The following is a 15,787-nucleotide window of genomic DNA, read 5'->3' as shown; positions in this document are numbered from 1 at the left end:
TTAAGGGCGCATTTATCGCGGGAAGCCGAAATCGCTCCGGTAGTCTTCCAGATAGGTGCGTATCGTAATCGGAGGTCTGCCTAACAGCCGCTCCAGCTCCGGCGTCACCTTCTTCGCTAGACCAAGCTTGGCGGTAAGGTAGATACCAGCCATTACTTTCACTTGATCCTCAGGCAGGCCCTTGTTCAGCCAATAGGCCTTGAATTGCTTGCTGGAGGGATTGTCGTATGTAATCGTTGTATGCCAGGAGTCAGACATCTGACGGGCTACTTCCTCATAAGTGAGAGCTTCAGCCCCGGTTAAGTCATAGGACTTATTCTCATGACCCTGCTCGGTTAAGCAGCGGCAAGCAACCGCAGCAATGTCTCTCACATCAATGAAGCTTGTCTTGCCGTTGCCGGCTGGCACATAGATGTGATGCTCGTCTCGAATTTCCTCGCGATGAGTGGTGTTCATATTTTGCATGAAGAAGCTTGGCCGCAGGAACGTATAGGGAACGGATGCTTTTACTATTTTTTTCTCTATCTTCCGATGAGGGACGAAGAATAGGGTCTGTGCCCCAAGCAGGCTTAGGAAGACGACATGCTCCACGCCTTGGCGCCTGGCAGCCTGCAGGAAGCGGTCGAAGTCTTCGGGGTCAGCTAAGGCTGGCGGCCGAATGAGGAAGATACGCTTCATGCCTTCCAGGGCCGAATCGTATGTGCCTGGCTTCAGGAAGTCCAGCACAACTTGATGCTGCCAAGGCTGCCGATCATTCACAGCGATGCTTCGAACGGCTGCCCGATACGGGATATGAAGCTCCGACAGACCTTGTGCCACTTCTCTTCCTACGTTGCCTGTGGCTCCTGTTACTAGAATGGTTGGGCTTGCTGTGTCTGACATAAGTCTCCCTCTGGTGGTTGTGTCTTTTTTGTGTATTATGTCGTCAATCTCTATAATATATAAGACACTTATACGAAGACAAGCAGAGAGAGGTTAGAGAGATGCGAGCATTATGCTTCCATACATTCGGAGGTCCTGAGGTGCTTCACATGAAGGAGCTGCCTGATCCAGAGCTTAAGGCCGGCCATCTGGTCGTGCGAATGAAGGCTATAGGGCTGAACTATGCGGATATCTATAGAAGGAAGGGGAATTACCACCTTACAGGAACGCCTCCCTATATTCTAGGTTATGAAGGGGCCGGGGTGGTAGAGGAGGTAGGTGAGGGGGTGAGCGGATTCCGGCCTGGGGATCGAATCGCCTTCGCTGATGTGCCTCATTCGAATGCAGAGCTGGTCGCGGTCCCTCAGCATCACGCGATTCCGCTGCCAGACTCCATATCCTTCGAGACTGCAGCATCCTTGCTGCTGCAAGGCCTCACCGCGCAATACCTAGCGAAGGACAGCTATCTAGTGCGTGAAGGAGATGAAGTGCTCGTGCATGCCGCTGCAGGCGGAGTCGGCGGGCTGCTCGTTCAGCTGTGCAAGCTGCAGGGGGCCGCAGTCATTGGGCTGACCTCCACTGTGGAGAAGGGCGAAGCGGCACGTCAAGCGGGAGCGGATCACGTTCTATTGTATACAGACGACTGGGCAGCTCGGGTTAAGTCGCTGTCAGCAGATGGCCAAGGAATAGACGTTGCCTATGACTCCGTAGGCTCGACTATTATGGATAGCTTCGCAGCCGTCCGAACGAAGGGAACGGTCGTATTCTATGGCATGGCCGGCGGGGATCCTGTCTCTATCGATCCTAGAATGCTCATGGATACGTCGAAGACGCTGACCGGCGGCGACTTGTGGAACCATATTACCTCACAAGCGGAGAGAACCTCACGGGCAGCCGAGCTATTCGGCCTCGTCCAGGCTGGCAAGCTCAAGGTGAGTGATCCTGCCGTGTTCTCCTTAAGCGATGGGGCCGATGCCCATCGTCTGCTTGAGAGCCGCAAGAGTACAGGCAAGATTATACTCATCCCATAGGCTGCTGCTAGGCTTGCTGCTCACTTAGCGGCGACTTCAAAGCTAGGAATACCCCGAATGCGTCCACAATAAGCCATGTCCCTTTTAGGGCATGGTTTATTTTTTACATTGTGTTTGGCATAGCCGCGTGGGATAATAGAATGTTGTTACTCCTGTTCTACCCTATTGACAGACTTGGATGGAGGCATTACACAAGTGGAACGGTATCCCTTTCATTACGATGCAACGAAGCCATTTATCCCGCAAGCTGGGGAATGGATTGCTGACGTATTTTACGATATATTGCCCGAAGCAGGCTTCGAGGTTCGGGACGAACAGATCTATATGGCGTTCCAGCTGGAGCGGGCATTCGCGGATAAGAAGACGATATTCGCAGAGGCAGGGGTAGGTACGGGCAAGACGCTCGTCTATCTGCTCTATGCGATCTGCTATGCCAGATACACGCGCAAGCCTGCCATCATCGCTTGTGCAGATGAGTCTCTCATCGAGCAATTGGTTAAGCCTGAGGGAGATATTGCGAAGCTGGTCAATCATCTAAGCTTAGCCGTCGACGCGCGGCTGGCGAAGTCTCCGGACCAGTACCTATGTCTGGTGAAGCTCGATAACGCCAGGCTGGATGATGAGGATGGCTTGCTCTATCAGGAGATCTATGACGGGCTGCCAGACTTCGTCTCCATGCCTAAGGCGATGCAGACCTTCCATGCCTATGGTGACCGGAAGGATTACGCTTACTTGAATGACAAGCAGTGGAGTGCGGCGAATTGGGATCCATTCCAGGACTGCTTCGTATGCGATAAGCGCCATCGCTGCGGCCAGACCTTGTCTCGTGAGTATTACCGGCATTCCCAAGACCTGATCGTCTGCTCGCATGACTATTATATGGAGCATGTATGGACGTATGAAGGCCGCAAGCGGGAGGGCCAGCTTCCTCTGCTGCCCGAGCATTCCTCTGTCGTCTTCGATGAAGGTCATCTGCTGGAGTCGGCCGGCATGAAGGCGCTAAGCTATAATCTGAAGCATTCCGTATTCGAGGATATGATTGTCAGACTGCTGCAGGGCGAAGTAAGGGAGTCGCTTGCTGTACTCATCGATGAAGCGATTCTGCAGAGTGAAGAGATGTTCCGGCTGCTGCGAGCACAGAGCAGGGCCATTCTGGGCTCCGAACGCAGAGAGGTACTGCTCAGTGACAAGCTGCTTGCCGAGGTGCGGAGGTTCCGGTCCATCCTTGATGCCATCGAGGAAGAGCTTGTCTTCGAGAGCGAGATGTATACACTGAATGACTACCAGCTGCGTATTGTGGAAGAGCATATCGAGATGCTGCAGAAGGCGCTGCTCCTGTTCGACCAAGGGGATAAGCTGATCTGCTGGACCGTGGAGAGCGATAGCGGGCTGGAGCTTGTCATCATGCCAAGAACGGTCAAGGAAGTGCTGCAGGAGAAGGTATTCTCGCTGCCGATTCCTATCGTATTCTCCTCTGCAACCATGTCGGTCGATGGCTCCTTCGATTATGTTGCCGACAATCTGGGAGCTGCAGACTACGTATCCTTCTCCGTCGAATCGCCGTTCGACTACGAGAAGCAGATGAAGGCCTATGCACCGGAGTGGCCCCAAGGCGATACCTTCAAGGAGAAGATGCAGGCGGCAGCGGAGCTGCTCGAGCGAACGGAAGGCCGAGCGCTCCTCTTATTCCCTACCCGCGAGGAGTTGTTCCTGTTCAAGCAGCAGATTAGCGCTTACCCGCAATGCGCTGATATGCGATTCTATTATGAAGGTGATCAAGAGATCAGTCATCTCATCTCCCAGTTCGAGCAGGACGAGCTGAGCGTGCTATGCGCGGTGTCGCTCTGGGAAGGTCTCAACATTCCAGGTCCTTCCCTATCCAACGTTATTATCTGGGCGCTGCCTTATCCACCTCAAGACCCCGTATTCCTTGCGAAGCGGGAAGTGTCGGCGAATCCATTCGAGGAGGTAGACCTGCCATATATGCTGCTTCGCCTGCGCCAAGGGCTTGGGCGGCTCATTCGCTCCCGTGAGGATGAGGGCATTGTGTCTATCCTAAGCGGAGAGCTGAAGGATCGTCCTGAGGTTGGCAGCCGAGTTGCTTCCATCCTGCCTAAGGGAATTGTGCTGAATCCTTTATAAGTGATGAAGAGCTGTATGCTTTTGACCGTGCTCGATTGAATGAGAAGCTAACGGAACGAGGAGACCTTATCTGGCGAATATGTAGGGGATAACGCTTGTGTAGAGGCGAATAAGAGCGTACAGTTCCGTTTAGCTCCAGGAATTCGCTGGACTTGGGCCCGATAAGGTCTGTGTGTTCCGTTACCGGCAGCAGCAGTCGGTGTTGGATAAGCAGTCAGAGATCTGGCGGAGATCACACAGAGATCAGGCGCATATTAGGCAGAGTTCAGACAGAGATCAGACGGAAGATTAGACGGAGATCACACAGAATCATCAGAGATCATCAGGAATCTGACATAGATGTGGAGACCAATAATACACCCTCATGGAACCGCGTAGCCGCGGTTCTTTTTTCATGCCTATGAACAGACAAAAATAAAGATATTCAAACACAAACAAATGTGTTAGTATCAAAACAAATAAAAACAAACTATTATTCGGAGGGACAGACATGGTGCAAAGTATGTGGAACGAGGAAGCGGCAGCGAAGCTTCAAGGTGGTCTTGAGCAGTTAGTGTACCGCTCTAATCGAATCGGAGAGGACCGCAGCGTCTGCAACTGGGGTGGAGGGAATACGTCTACGAAGACCGTCATTCAAGACTTCCGCGGGCGTGAAGTTGAAGTTATGTATGTGAAGGGGAGCGGGTCTGACCTGGCTTCAATGAAGGCGGGCAACTTCACTGGACTTCGAATGGATGATATTCGTCCGCTGTTCGAGCGGGATGAGATGCCTGACGAGGAGATGGTGGCGTATCTGGCCCAGTGTATGGTGGATGCCAAGCATCCGCGAGCATCGATTGAGACGCTGCTTCATGCGTTCCTGCCGTTCAAGCATGTGGATCATACGCACCCCGATGCCATTATAAGTCTATGCTGCGCTCATAACGGAAGACAGCTTGCAGAGGAGATCTTCGGGAATCGATTCGTATGGGTTCCTTATGTACGTCCCGGATTCACTCTGTCCAAGATGATTGCACAAGGGGTGCGGAACAATCCCAATGCCGAACTCGTGCTCATGGAGAAGCACGGCCTCGTCACATGGGGGGATACGTCCGAAGCTTGTTACGCACAGACGATTAAGATTATCTCTGAAGCGGAGGCATACATTGAAGCGAGAGTTCAGCCTGAGAAGCTGTTCGGAGGCGTCAAGCATGAAGCGCTGCGGCCAGAAGCCCGCAGGAGAATCGCTGCAGCTGTCATGCCTTCCATCCGAGGAGCAGTTAGTGATTCGAAGAAGATGCTTCTAACCTTCGATGACGGTGACGATGTGCTGGCCTTCGCCGGAGGCGCAGATTCAGCTGTATTGTCTCAGATCGGAGCTGCCTGTCCGGACCATCTCGTTCATACGAAGGTTGTGCCCTTATTCATAGATTGGACACCAAGCGAAGAGGATATCGAAGGACTGAAGTCGAAGCTGAAGGAAGGAATCGCAGCCTATAAGGAGCAGTACGCAGCTTACTTCGAGCGGAATAAGCATGATGGTGATGTCATGTTCGAAGCGGCGCCGCGGGTTATCCTCATTCCTGGCGTGGGTATGATTAACACGGGCAAGAGCTGGTCAATGTCGAAGGTAAGCGGAGCGCTGTACCATCGTGCCATTGCCGTCATGCGCGGAGCAACGGCGCTTGGTCAGTTCGTCTCCTTGTCTGAGAACGAGTCTTATAATGTAGAATATTGGCCTCTTGAGCTCTACAAGCTGTCGCTCGCTCCGGCTGAAGTGGAATTCTCTCGGAAGGTGGCCTTCATTACAGGCGGTGCTGGCGGCATCGGCAGTGAGACGGCGCGCAGACTCGTAGCCGAAGGTGCTCATGTGGTGCTGGCGGACCTCAACCTGGAAGGGGCCGAGAAGGTTGCGGCGGAGATTAATGCTAAGTATGGGGACAACCGTGCCATCGCAGTGAAGATGGACGTGACGAGCGAGGAGCAGGTTGCAGCGGCTTATGAACAGACTGCTCTGGCGTTCGGCGGCGTCGATATTATTGTGAATAATGCAGGTCTGGCTACCTCCAGCCCGTTCGATGAGACGTCGCTGAAGGAATGGAATCTGAATATGAATGTGCTGGGCACCGGCTACTTCCTCGTCGCACGAGAAGCGTTCAAGCTGATGAAGTCTCAAGCTATCGGGGGCAATATGGTGTTCATCGGCTCCAAAAATTCCGTCTATGCCGGCAAAAATGCGTCAGCCTACAGTGCTGTCAAAGCGCTCGAAGCTCATCTGGCTCGCTGCATTGCAGCCGAGGGCGGAGAATTCGGCATTCGCGTCAATACGATATTGCCGGATGCAATTCTGCAAGGCTCAGCCATCTGGAACGGCAGCTGGCGCAATGAGCGTGCAGCAGCCTACGGCATCGAGCCGGATCAGCTCGAGGAATTTTACCGCAAGCGGACGACGCTGCTGGTGAATATCTACCCGCGGGATATAGCCGAGGGAATCGCATTCTTCGCTTCCTCCAAGTCGGATAAGACAACGGGCTGTATGTTGACGATTGACGGCGGAGTACCTGCCGCATTCACAAGGTAGCATTCAAGCGGAGGAGAGGGTAGCGACGATGGAAGTAGCAGGTACAAGTGGGCATAAGCTGTGGTACATTCCAGATGGCTACATTCCTGTCAACAGCGCACCGGGTGCCTATGAGAGCCATGAATCCATATGCGTGCTGAATACGTCGTCTGAGGCAGCCGAGCTTCGGATTACGATTTTCTACGAAGAACAGGATCCTTGGGGTAACATCACCGTCACCGTCCCAGGAAGGCGAACGAAGCACATCCGCACGAGCTCTCTGTCCTATGAAGGGACGCCGATTCCAATCGGCGTTCCCTATGCAATGGAAGTGGTGAGCAGCATTCCTGTACTCGTGCAATACAGTCGGCTAGATGCGACTCAGGCTGAGAATGCCCTGATGTCGATTATGGCCTATCCAATGAAGTAATCCCACAGGGAGGTCTACGGTTATAATGAGAGACAGCTTAATTCGCAATTATGAGGCAGCCAAGGAACTGTACGCCCAGCATGGAATCGACGTGGAAGGTGCACTCGAGGCATTGTCGCGTATCCGAATCTCCATGCACTGCTGGCAAGGGGATGATGTAAGAGGATTCCTGAACAAGGATGGGGCGCTTACAGGGGGGATATCGGTCACAGGCAGCTATCCTGGCGCAGCCCGTACGCCCGAGGAGCTTAGAGGGGATCTGGAGAAGGCCTTCTCTCTTATTCCCGGCAAGCATAAGGTGAATCTTCATGCCATCTATGCAGACACGGATGAGCAGGTAGAGCTTGACAAGCTGGAACCGAGACATTACGAGAAGTGGGTGGACTGGGCGAAGCAGCAAGGTCTTGGTCTGGACTTCAACCCGACATGCTTCTCCCATGAGAAGTCGAAGGACGGCTTCACGCTTAGTCATCCTGATCCGGACGTTCGTCGATTCTGGATCGATCACTGCAAGGCAGCCAGACGAATTGGAGCCTACTTCGGTGAACAGCTTGGACAGACTTGTGTGACGAATGTGTGGATTCCAGACGGATTCAAGGATAATCCTGTAGACCGAATTGCGCCTAGGCTGCGGCTGAAGGAGTCATTGGATGAAGTGTTCGCAGAGGAGCTGAATCCTTCATACAATCTGGATGCGGTAGAGAGCAAGCTGTTCGGCCTTGGTTCGGAAGCTTATGTCGTCGGGTCCCATGAGTTCTATATGGGCTATGGCATCCAGAATGACAAGCTGATCTGTCTGGATGCCGGTCATTATCATCCAACGGAAGTGATCTCGAACAAGCTCTCCTCACTCGCCTTATTCACAAGCGGCATCCTGCTGCATGTGAGCCGGCCGATGAGATGGGACAGCGATCATGTCGTGACGCTGGATGATGAGCTCATTGAGATTGGCAGAGAGCTGGTGCGCGGGGAATTGCTTGACAAGACGCATATCGGTCTCGACTTCTTCGACGCGAGCATCAACCGTGTCGCTGCTTGGGTCATAGGGACGCGCAATACACTGAAGGCGCTCCTTCGAGCGATGCTTGACCCGGTTGATGCTCTGCGCAAGGCGGAGCTGGAGGGGGACTATACGACAAGGCTTGCACTGACTGAGGAATTCAAGAGTTATCCATTCGGTGCGATATGGGATTACTATTGTGCGAGAATGGGCGTGCCTGTTCGTGAAGAGTGGCTCGCTGAGGTTCGCGCTTACGAGCAACAAGTCCTTCCCGGACGGTTGACTTAGCGGATAGGGACGGTGCTGACCAGTGACAAGATTAGCTTATGACTTAGGAGCAAGCAGCGGCCGAGCGATACTGGGGCGTCTGGAAGAAGGCCGGATTGTACTGCAGGAGCTTCATCGATTCCCCAATGACCCTGTGCAGGTGGGAGGGAGGCTCCATTGGGATATTCTTCGATTGTTCCATGAGCTGAAGCAAGGGCTGCTGAAGGCGAAGCATGCCGGCATTCAGCTTCAGAGTGTCGGGATCGACACCTGGGGCGTTGACTTCGGAATGGTCAGCGCGGAAGGTGAGCTGCTTGGCAATCCTTATCATTATCGGGACCGTCAGACTGACGATGTCATCGAGAAGCTGCAGCAAGACATCCCGGCCGAGGAGATCTACAGGAGGACAGGAATTCAATTCCAGCCCTTCAATACGATCAATCAGTTGTATGCGATGAAGGGGGCAGGCTCGATTATACTCCGGGAAGCTGAACAGTTCCTGATGATTCCCGCCCTGCTCCGGTACTTCCTGACAGGTGAGCGATACAATGAATTCACGCTCGCCACGACTACACAGCTGTACAACCCTGTTGCAGGAGGATGGGATGAGGAGCTGCTAGGGCGTCTTGGATTGTCGCCAGATTGGTTCAATGAGGTCGTGCAGCCTGGGACACCAGTCGGGGAGCTGCGGGCTTCCCTTAGCGAGGAACTTGGCATTCCAGCAACCCAGGTATACGCGGTAGCGGAGCATGATACCGCTTCAGCAGTAGTGGCTGTGCCCGCTCTGGATCGCTCGTTCGCCTTCCTCAGCTGCGGCACCTGGTCACTCGTCGGCACTGAGGTGGAACAGCCGGTAATCAGCGAGCTGGCGCAGCAGCTGAACTTCACCAATGAAGGCGGCGCTTACGGCACCTATCGGCTCATTAAGAACATTATGGGGCTGTGGATCTTGCAGGAATGCAAGCGTGAGTGGGAGAGAGCAGGCATTGCGAGCTCCTTCGCAGATCTGGTCGTAGAGGCCGAGCAGGCACCGCCTGCTGCAGCGTATATTGATCCGGATGATCCCTTGTTCCTGCATCCAGGAGAGATGACCCCGCGAATTGAACAGTATTGTATCCGGACTGGGCAGCCTGCGCCGAATTCAATCGGTGAGATCGTTCGTTGCATTATTGAGAGCCTCGCATTAAAATACCGATATGCGCTCGAGTTAACCGAGCGGCTGTCCGGCCAAACATTCGCAGGTCTCCATATGGTTGGCGGGGGCATTCATAATCAGCTGCTGTGTAAGTGGACAGCTGGTGCGCTGGGCAAGCCGGTATGGGCAGGCCCTGCCGAGGGCAGTGCGATTGGCAATCTCGTCGTTCAGTGGATTGCTGCTGGCGAGCTTGCAGATATATGGGAAGCTAGACGGGTCATCCGGGATTCATTCCCGATTACGGTCTATGAACCAGAGGATTCCGATACTTGGGAGGACGCCTATGGGCGATTCTGCCGGGTAACGGGACTGTGACGAGAGGCTCAAGGCTGCGGCTCTAGCGGCTGCAGTTCTTGAGCATCTTCTAGGGAAGAAGGGAATGATAGGGGATGCTGGTTGCGGAGCGCTATGAGAAGATCGTGCAGCTCGTAATGGATAGAGGGAGCATTAGAGTATCCGAGCTAAGCGAGCTATGTGAAGTAACCGAGGAGACAATTCGCCGCGATCTTGATCGTCTCGAGCAAGCAGGACGCCTCCGCCGCTCCCATGGCGGAGCGGTGTCGGTGAAGGAGCAGCAAGAGATTCCGTATACGGAGCGGGAAGTCATTCGCGCGGAGGAGAAGAAGCGGATCGCACGGGCTGCAATTAAGCTGATTGCGCCGAAGGAACGGATCTTGCTGGATGCCTCGTCCACTGCCTGGTACATGGCCTCGAGTGTGCCGGATATTCCGCTGACCGTGCTGACCAACTCTATCAAGGTGTCAACTGAACTAAGCCACAAGGAGAAGATTGAGGTCATCTCGACCGGCGGCATTCTTGCGCAGCGATCATTGTCCTTCGTCGGTCCGCTCGCCGAGCGTTCTCTGGATGCGTATCACGTGGATAAGGTGTTCCTATCCTGTAAGGGTGTTCATCTGGAGCGGGGAATCAGCGAATCGAACGAGCTGCAGGCACGAGTGAAGAGCAAGATGATCGGCATGGCCGATGAAGTGATTCTGCTAGTGGATTCCAGCAAGTTCGGCATGCAGGCCTTCACGCATGTTGCAGAGCTGAGCCAGGTTCATACGGTCATTACGGACCGTCGTCTTCCAGAGGCGGTCGCAAGCGAGCTTAGAGAGCGAAGCATTAAGGTTCATATGGTGTAGCGCGGCGGCTGGAATAGCTGCCGGGCTGCCTGCTGGCTCAGCTGGCGGGCATTACAGACGCTGATTCGTGCTGGCGGCTCAGCTGGCGGACATTACTGCTCATTCGTGCTGACGGATTTAGACGGCTAGGCTCGAGATTGCAGGCGAACAGTGAATGGAGAATGGCGTGAGGCGAGCGGCGACAGGCCAATGCTGGATCGAGCCGTTTTTTTTTATACTATCCAACTTGTCTGACAACCTGATATAATATCAGTACTTCCATATGAAAAAAATAGCGAGGTGCAGCTAACGGTGAAGGTGTCCTTATTCATTACATGTCTTAGCGACGCAATCTATCCCCGTGTCGGGGAAGCGATGGTTAGAGTGCTGGCGAAATACGGAGTCGAGCTTCACTTCCCGAAGGTGCAGACCTGCTGCGGGCAGCCAGCCTACAACAGCGGATACTGGAAGGAGGCGCGCGAATCGGCGAGGACGATTCTTGATGCGTTCGAGGACAGCGACTTCGTCCTGTCTCCCTCTGGGTCCTGCACCGGTATGATTCATCATTATCCGAAGCTGTTCGAACAGGATGCGGTTATGCTGGAGCGGTCTGAGCGGCTACAGGCGAAGTCTTATGAATTCACTCAGTTCCTCGTGCGGGTGTTGGGCGTGAAGGATGTTGGGGCAATATTTCCCCATAAGGTGACCTACCATCCCTCCTGTCATGGGAGCCGAATCCTGGGGGTGAAGGATGAACCGCTCCAGCTCATGCAGCATGTGCGGGGGCTGGAGCTGGTTCCTCTGCCTTGGGCGGAGGACTGCTGCGGCTTCGGCGGCACATTCGCAGTCAAGATGGCCGATATTTCCGGGGCAATGGTGACAGAGAAGGTGGATCACGTGCTGGAGACGGAAGCGGAGGTGCTGGTTGGACTTGATATGGCCTGCCTGATGAATATTGCCGGCAACCTGCATTATCGCAGCAAGCCGGTGCGGGTGATGCACCTGGCTGAGCTGCTGGCGGAAGGAGGGGGAGCACGATGAGTGCAGGTGGAACTAAGTCTGCGGCATCTACCGTTAAGAAGCGGGCCGATCTGGCGCTGAATGACGAGTTTCTGCGCAAGGCGGTTCGGTTCACGACGGAGCGTCTGCGCGGCGGGAAGAAGAGAGCAACGGAAGAGCATGGCAATTGGGAGGCATGGCGCGAGCGCGGCCAGCAGATTAGACTGCATACGATTGCTTATCTTGATTATTATTTGAACTTATTTGTCGATAATGCTAGGGCGAATGGGGTTCATGTTCATTTTGCCGAGACGGCTCAGGAGGCTGTTCAGCTCTCTCTAGATATTGCGAAGCAGTGCGGGGCGAGAAGTGTGGTGAAGTCCAAGTCGATGGTGACCGAGGAGCTGCATCTTAATCAGGCACTGGAGTCGATCGGGGTAGAGGCTATCGAGACGGATCTGGGTGAGTATATCATTCAGCTGGCCGGAGAGATGCCATCGCATATCGTCATCCCCGCCATTCATAAGAACCGGTATCAGATCGCGGAGCTGCTGTCGAAGGAAGCGGGCGAGACGCTTGAGGCAGATACGACCATACTCGCGGGCTTCGTGCGTAAGAAGCTAAGGGAGAAGTTCCTGGAGGCGGACATCGGCATGACGGGCTGCAACTTCGCAATAGCGGAGACGGGTTCGATGGTGCTGTTCGAGAATGAAGGGAACGCCAGAATGGTCACGACCGTTCCCCGAACGCAGATTACGCTCATGGGGATGGAACGGATTATTCCGTCCTGGGCCGACCTCGAAGTGATGGCTACCCTCCTGCCCCGCTCGGCAACCGGACAGAAGCTGACCATGTATATGTCGGGCATTACCGGGCCTCGCCGCTCAGAGGATGCGGACGGACCGGATGAGATGCATATCATCATTGTCGACAATGGGCGGTCGCTGCAGCTCGGCGATCCGGAGTTCCAGGAGCTGCTGAATTGCATTCGCTGCGGAGCTTGTCTCAATGCTTGTCCGGTGTACCGCCATATCGGCGGGCATGCTTACGGAAGCACGTACAGCGGACCAATCGGCGCGGTGCTGACCCCGTCCTTGAACAAGAATATTGCGGAGTGGGATGATATCGCCAATGCATCCAGCCTATGCGGGGCTTGCTATGAGGCATGCCCGGTGAAAATTCCGCTGCACGATATGCTCGTCTATCTTCGCCGTCGCAAGGTGGAGAGCGGCCACGGGAACAAGCTGGAGGGGCTCGGTATGCAGGGCTTCGCGAGCGTAATGAACAATGCCAAGGTGATGAATAGTATGGTTCGTCTGGGTAAGCTGGGGCAGAGGCTGATCGTGAGGGATGGCGCGATTCGGACGAAGCTTGGTCCGCTCAAGGGCTGGAACTCTTATCGGGTAACGCCTAGTCTGCCGAACAAGACGTTTCGCCAGCAGTGGGGGACGCTTGAGCAGGAGATACGTGAAGGGCTGAAGCCGATGGACCCGGCCATGAAGCAGCTGATGCAGGATGCAGTGAACAGACGGAGTACTGGAGGCGGACATGAGCATGGGTGACGGGAAGATACGTGTGAAGCGTGAGGAGCAAAGTGAGGAACAGCATGACCCATCTGTTAAGCAGCATGGGGAGTGGCTTGCTAAGCTGGAAGAGACTTCTCGCACGAAGCAGCAAGCCTTCATGAACGGTATTGCCGAGAAGCTAAGGAGGCCGCGGCAGTTAGAGGCTCCTGAACACCCATATCGAGGAGCACCGGACTTCTGGCAGTCATTCGAGTGGACGCTGGATGAGAAGATTGAGCAGTTCACCTCTAACTTTGTGAGCGTCGGCGGCCATGTTGCCAGGCTGGCGGATTGGAATGAGGTACGCGGGTTCATTGCAAGCAAGGCTGAAGAGATGGGCGCCAGGTATGTAATAAGGCAGAATCAGTCTGAGCTTGATGGCTTGGAGCTGGAATCTGCGCTGCCAGAGGTGGAGGTGTCGGTGTGGAACGAGGGGGGCGGAACGTCCATTGATTGGAAGGCGAGAGCGGCTGAGGCGGACTTCGGAATCGTTGTTGCAGACCACGCGGCTGCGTATACCGGCTCTGTTACAGTGCTGTCCTCCAAGGATAAGGGGAGATCGGTCAGCCTGCTGCCCACAGTGCTGATTATTATTGTTCCGATTGAGCGGCTGGTCACGCGGTTGGGCGAGATTTTGGCGCCTCTGGATGAAGGGGGCAGGGAGAAGCTGCCAGCTGGCGTTCACTTCATCACCGGCCCGAGCCGCTCCTCTGACATTGAGAACGATCTGACGATCGGCGTGCATGGACCTGGTATTGTATACGCACTGCTTGTGGGTTAAGCAGCGCAGACAGGAGGAATGCACCTGCGCAGCTTGATTTCAAGCAGGTGCTTGCGTGGTGCTGGGGCCGTGGGGGAGTGTCACTGCGTGCCACCACGCCCGCTGGCTTGCTTGCTTGTATAGGAGGAATGTGCCTATACAAGCTCGTGGGGGATGGCGATTTGAGCTGTAGAGGCGGGATATGTCTTTATTTTCAGCAGCTGACGACGTCTAGATCATTCGATTGTGGTTAGATAGGAACTGGAGAGGACGACTGGAATGGAAGTTACGAAGCTGACAAGGCGTAATCATTATGAAGAGATTACCGAGCAAATTAAGAGTCTCATCCTAGATGGCAAGCTGAAGGTGGGCGATAAGCTGCCATCGACGAAGGAGATGTCGGAGCAATTCGGCGTTGGGCGATCAACAACAAGAGAGGCGCTTAGTGCGCTGAAGGCGATGGGACTCATTGAGATACGTCAAGGAGGAGGCTGCCGTGTCATCAGTCAGTCGGTTAGTGATTCAGTGCTGCCTGAGTTGGAGCTTCAGTCGCTCCGAATGAATCGTCGAACCCTGCTGGAGCTGCTCGAAGCACGGCAGTCGCTCGAAGTGTCGAACGCAGCTATTGCAGCAAGCAAGCGGACGGATGAGGATATTGCAGCATTGAAGGCATTAGTCGATGAGATGGAGAGCTCCGTCGGAGACAATATTGAGGGTGAGCGGACGGACCTGCAATTCCACCTCATGTTGGCCAAGAGCACGCATAACTCCATAATGGCTCATCTGTTCGAGTCCATCATGAATCAGACTGAAGCGGCGATACGCGATGTCCGGAGGGTCGAGATCTATGCGAATCAACTCGTCGCCCAGCAGCTGTACGAGGAGCATCGCGAGATCTACGAGGCCGTCCTTGCAAGTGACGAGGCGCGTGCCGCTGCAACGATGAGGCAGCACCTTCAGCATGTGGAGACCATTCTGATGAAGTATATGTGAGCGGGGCTGGTCCAGCCTCGCTGGATAAGGTGCAGCGGCCGAGGGCAATAGCGCCAGAATCTGGCGTTGCAGCGGCCGGGTTAGGCGGGGCGAGGGCAATAGCGCCAGAATCTGGCGTTGCAGCAGCCGGATTAGGCTGGCCGAGGGCAATAGCGCCAGAATCTGGCGTTGCAGCAGCCGGATGGGGCGGGGCGAGGGCAATAGCGCCAGAATCTGGCGTTGCAGCAGCCGGATGGGGCCGGGCGAGGGCAATAGCGCCAGAATCTGGCGCTGCAGCGGCCGGATGGGGCCGGCTGAGGGCAATAGCGCCAGAATCTGGCGCTGCAGCAGCCGGATGGGGCCGGCCGAGGGCAATAGCGCCAGAATCTGGCGTTGCAGCAGCCGGATGAGGCGGGCCGAGGGCAATAGCGCCAGAATCTGGCGTTGCAGCAGCCGGATGAGGCGGGGCGAGGGCAATAGCGCCAGAATCTGGCGTTGCAGCAGCCGGATGGGGCGGGGCGAGGGCAATAGCGCCAGAATCTGGCGTTGCAGCAGCCGGATGAGGCGGGCCGAGGGCAATAGCGCCAGAATCTGGCGTTGCAGCAGCCGCTGCAGCTCTCGGAGGTAGCTAGTTGGGTTGCAGCATCGGAACGTGATGCTCCAGCCCTCAGAGGTAGCAAGTTAGCTAGTAGGAGGCTGTAGCATCGGAATGTGATGCTGCAGTGCTCAGAGGTAGCAAGTTGGGGTTGTAGCATCGGAATGTGATGCTGCAGCGCTTGGAGGTAGCTAGTAGGAGGCTGTAGCATCGGAATGTGATGCTGCAGTGCTCAGAGGTAGCTAGT

General features: G+C 55.0%; 13 protein-coding genes. 12 read left to right on the top strand and 1 reads right to left on the bottom strand.

Annotated elements, in window-relative coordinates; all coding sequences use genetic code 11:
- Positions 1-12: 12 nt before the first annotated feature.
- The gene (locus ACFO9Q_RS17855; protein ID WP_379184531.1) at positions 13-882 is read right to left on the bottom strand and encodes an SDR family oxidoreductase; all 870 of its coding nucleotides are present in this window, start codon (positions 880-882) and stop codon (positions 13-15) included.
- A gap of 101 nt (positions 883-983) precedes the next feature.
- Here ACFO9Q_RS17855 and ACFO9Q_RS17850 point away from each other — a divergent pair, with 101 nt between their 5' ends.
- The 12 genes from ACFO9Q_RS17850 (at position 984) to ACFO9Q_RS17795 (ending at position 15,355) form a co-directional block, all read left to right on the top strand.
- On the top strand, positions 984-1,952 hold the full coding sequence (locus ACFO9Q_RS17850) for a quinone oxidoreductase family protein (RefSeq protein WP_379184529.1): 969 nt from the start codon (positions 984-986) through the stop codon (positions 1,950-1,952).
- A 195-nt stretch (positions 1,953-2,147) separates the two neighbouring features.
- The gene (locus ACFO9Q_RS17845) at positions 2,148-4,094 is read left to right on the top strand and encodes an ATP-dependent DNA helicase (protein WP_379184527.1); all 1,947 of its coding nucleotides are present in this window, start codon (positions 2,148-2,150) and stop codon (positions 4,092-4,094) included.
- Positions 4,095-4,584: 490 nt separating this feature from the next.
- Positions 4,585-6,654, top strand: a complete 2,070-nt coding sequence (locus ACFO9Q_RS17840) for a bifunctional aldolase/short-chain dehydrogenase (protein ID WP_379184525.1) — start codon at positions 4,585-4,587, stop codon at positions 6,652-6,654.
- Positions 6,655-6,682: 28 nt separating this feature from the next.
- Entirely contained in the window at positions 6,683-7,063 is a 381-nt protein-coding gene (locus ACFO9Q_RS17835) for a sensory rhodopsin transducer (RefSeq protein ID WP_379184523.1), read from the top strand.
- Between the two features lie 25 nt (positions 7,064-7,088).
- Positions 7,089-8,351, top strand: coding sequence for an L-rhamnose isomerase (gene rhaA, locus ACFO9Q_RS17830; protein WP_379184521.1), 1,263 nt, complete (start codon positions 7,089-7,091; stop codon positions 8,349-8,351).
- Positions 8,352-8,373: 22 nt separating this feature from the next.
- Complete coding sequence (locus ACFO9Q_RS17825; RefSeq protein ID WP_379184519.1) at positions 8,374-9,840, top strand: rhamnulokinase; 1,467 nt, start codon at positions 8,374-8,376, stop codon at positions 9,838-9,840.
- A 74-nt stretch (positions 9,841-9,914) separates the two neighbouring features.
- Positions 9,915-10,670 carry a DeoR/GlpR family DNA-binding transcription regulator gene (locus ACFO9Q_RS17820; RefSeq protein WP_379184517.1) on the top strand — a complete coding sequence of 252 codons (756 nt, stop codon included), beginning with the start codon at positions 9,915-9,917 and terminating at the stop codon, positions 10,668-10,670.
- 291 nt (positions 10,671-10,961) lie between these two features.
- Entirely contained in the window at positions 10,962-11,690 is a 729-nt protein-coding gene (locus ACFO9Q_RS17815; RefSeq protein WP_379184515.1) for a (Fe-S)-binding protein, read from the top strand.
- Positions 11,687-13,210 carry a LutB/LldF family L-lactate oxidation iron-sulfur protein gene (locus tag ACFO9Q_RS17810; RefSeq protein ID WP_379184513.1) on the top strand — a complete coding sequence of 508 codons (1,524 nt, stop codon included), beginning with the start codon at positions 11,687-11,689 and terminating at the stop codon, positions 13,208-13,210. The genes ACFO9Q_RS17815 and ACFO9Q_RS17810 overlap by 4 nt, the downstream gene beginning before the upstream one ends.
- Complete coding sequence (locus ACFO9Q_RS17805) at positions 13,197-13,994, top strand: LutC/YkgG family protein (protein WP_379184511.1); 798 nt, start codon at positions 13,197-13,199, stop codon at positions 13,992-13,994. The genes ACFO9Q_RS17810 and ACFO9Q_RS17805 overlap by 14 nt, the downstream gene beginning before the upstream one ends.
- Positions 13,995-14,252: 258 nt before the next feature.
- A complete protein-coding gene (locus ACFO9Q_RS17800) occupies positions 14,253-14,966 on the top strand; it encodes a FadR/GntR family transcriptional regulator (RefSeq protein WP_379184509.1) in 714 nt (237 codons plus the stop codon).
- Positions 14,963-15,355, top strand: coding sequence for a hypothetical protein (locus ACFO9Q_RS17795; RefSeq protein WP_379184507.1), 393 nt, complete (start codon positions 14,963-14,965; stop codon positions 15,353-15,355). Before ACFO9Q_RS17800 ends, ACFO9Q_RS17795 begins: the two co-directional genes overlap by 4 nt.
- Positions 15,356-15,787 lie beyond the last annotated feature (432 nt).

Origin of the sequence: Paenibacillus sp. GCM10023252, assembly GCF_042653305.1 — a bacterium.
GTDB lineage: Bacteria > Bacillota > Bacilli > Paenibacillales > Paenibacillaceae > Pristimantibacillus.
This window is presented reverse-complemented; position numbering and strand designations above follow the sequence as displayed.

Excerpts from the sequence above, each read along its gene's own strand:
- ACFO9Q_RS17810 (WP_379184513.1), top strand. The coding sequence starts at position 11,687 with ATGAGTGCAGGTGGAACTAAGTCTGCGGCATCTACCGTTAAGAAGCGG.
- ACFO9Q_RS17820 (WP_379184517.1), top strand. The coding sequence starts at position 9,915 with ATGCTGGTTGCGGAGCGCTATGAGAAGATCGTGCAGCTCGTAATGGAT.
- ACFO9Q_RS17835 (WP_379184523.1), top strand. The coding sequence starts at position 6,683 with ATGGAAGTAGCAGGTACAAGTGGGCATAAGCTGTGGTACATTCCAGAT.
- ACFO9Q_RS17805 (WP_379184511.1), top strand. The coding sequence starts at position 13,197 with ATGAGCATGGGTGACGGGAAGATACGTGTGAAGCGTGAGGAGCAAAGT.
- ACFO9Q_RS17800 (WP_379184509.1), top strand. The coding sequence starts at position 14,253 with ATGGAAGTTACGAAGCTGACAAGGCGTAATCATTATGAAGAGATTACC.
- ACFO9Q_RS17840 (WP_379184525.1), top strand. The coding sequence starts at position 4,585 with ATGGTGCAAAGTATGTGGAACGAGGAAGCGGCAGCGAAGCTTCAAGGT.
- ACFO9Q_RS17850 (WP_379184529.1), top strand. The coding sequence starts at position 984 with ATGCGAGCATTATGCTTCCATACATTCGGAGGTCCTGAGGTGCTTCAC.
- rhaA (WP_379184521.1), top strand. The coding sequence starts at position 7,089 with ATGAGAGACAGCTTAATTCGCAATTATGAGGCAGCCAAGGAACTGTAC.
- ACFO9Q_RS17855 (WP_379184531.1), bottom strand. The coding sequence starts at position 882 with ATGTCAGACACAGCAAGCCCAACCATTCTAGTAACAGGAGCCACAGGC.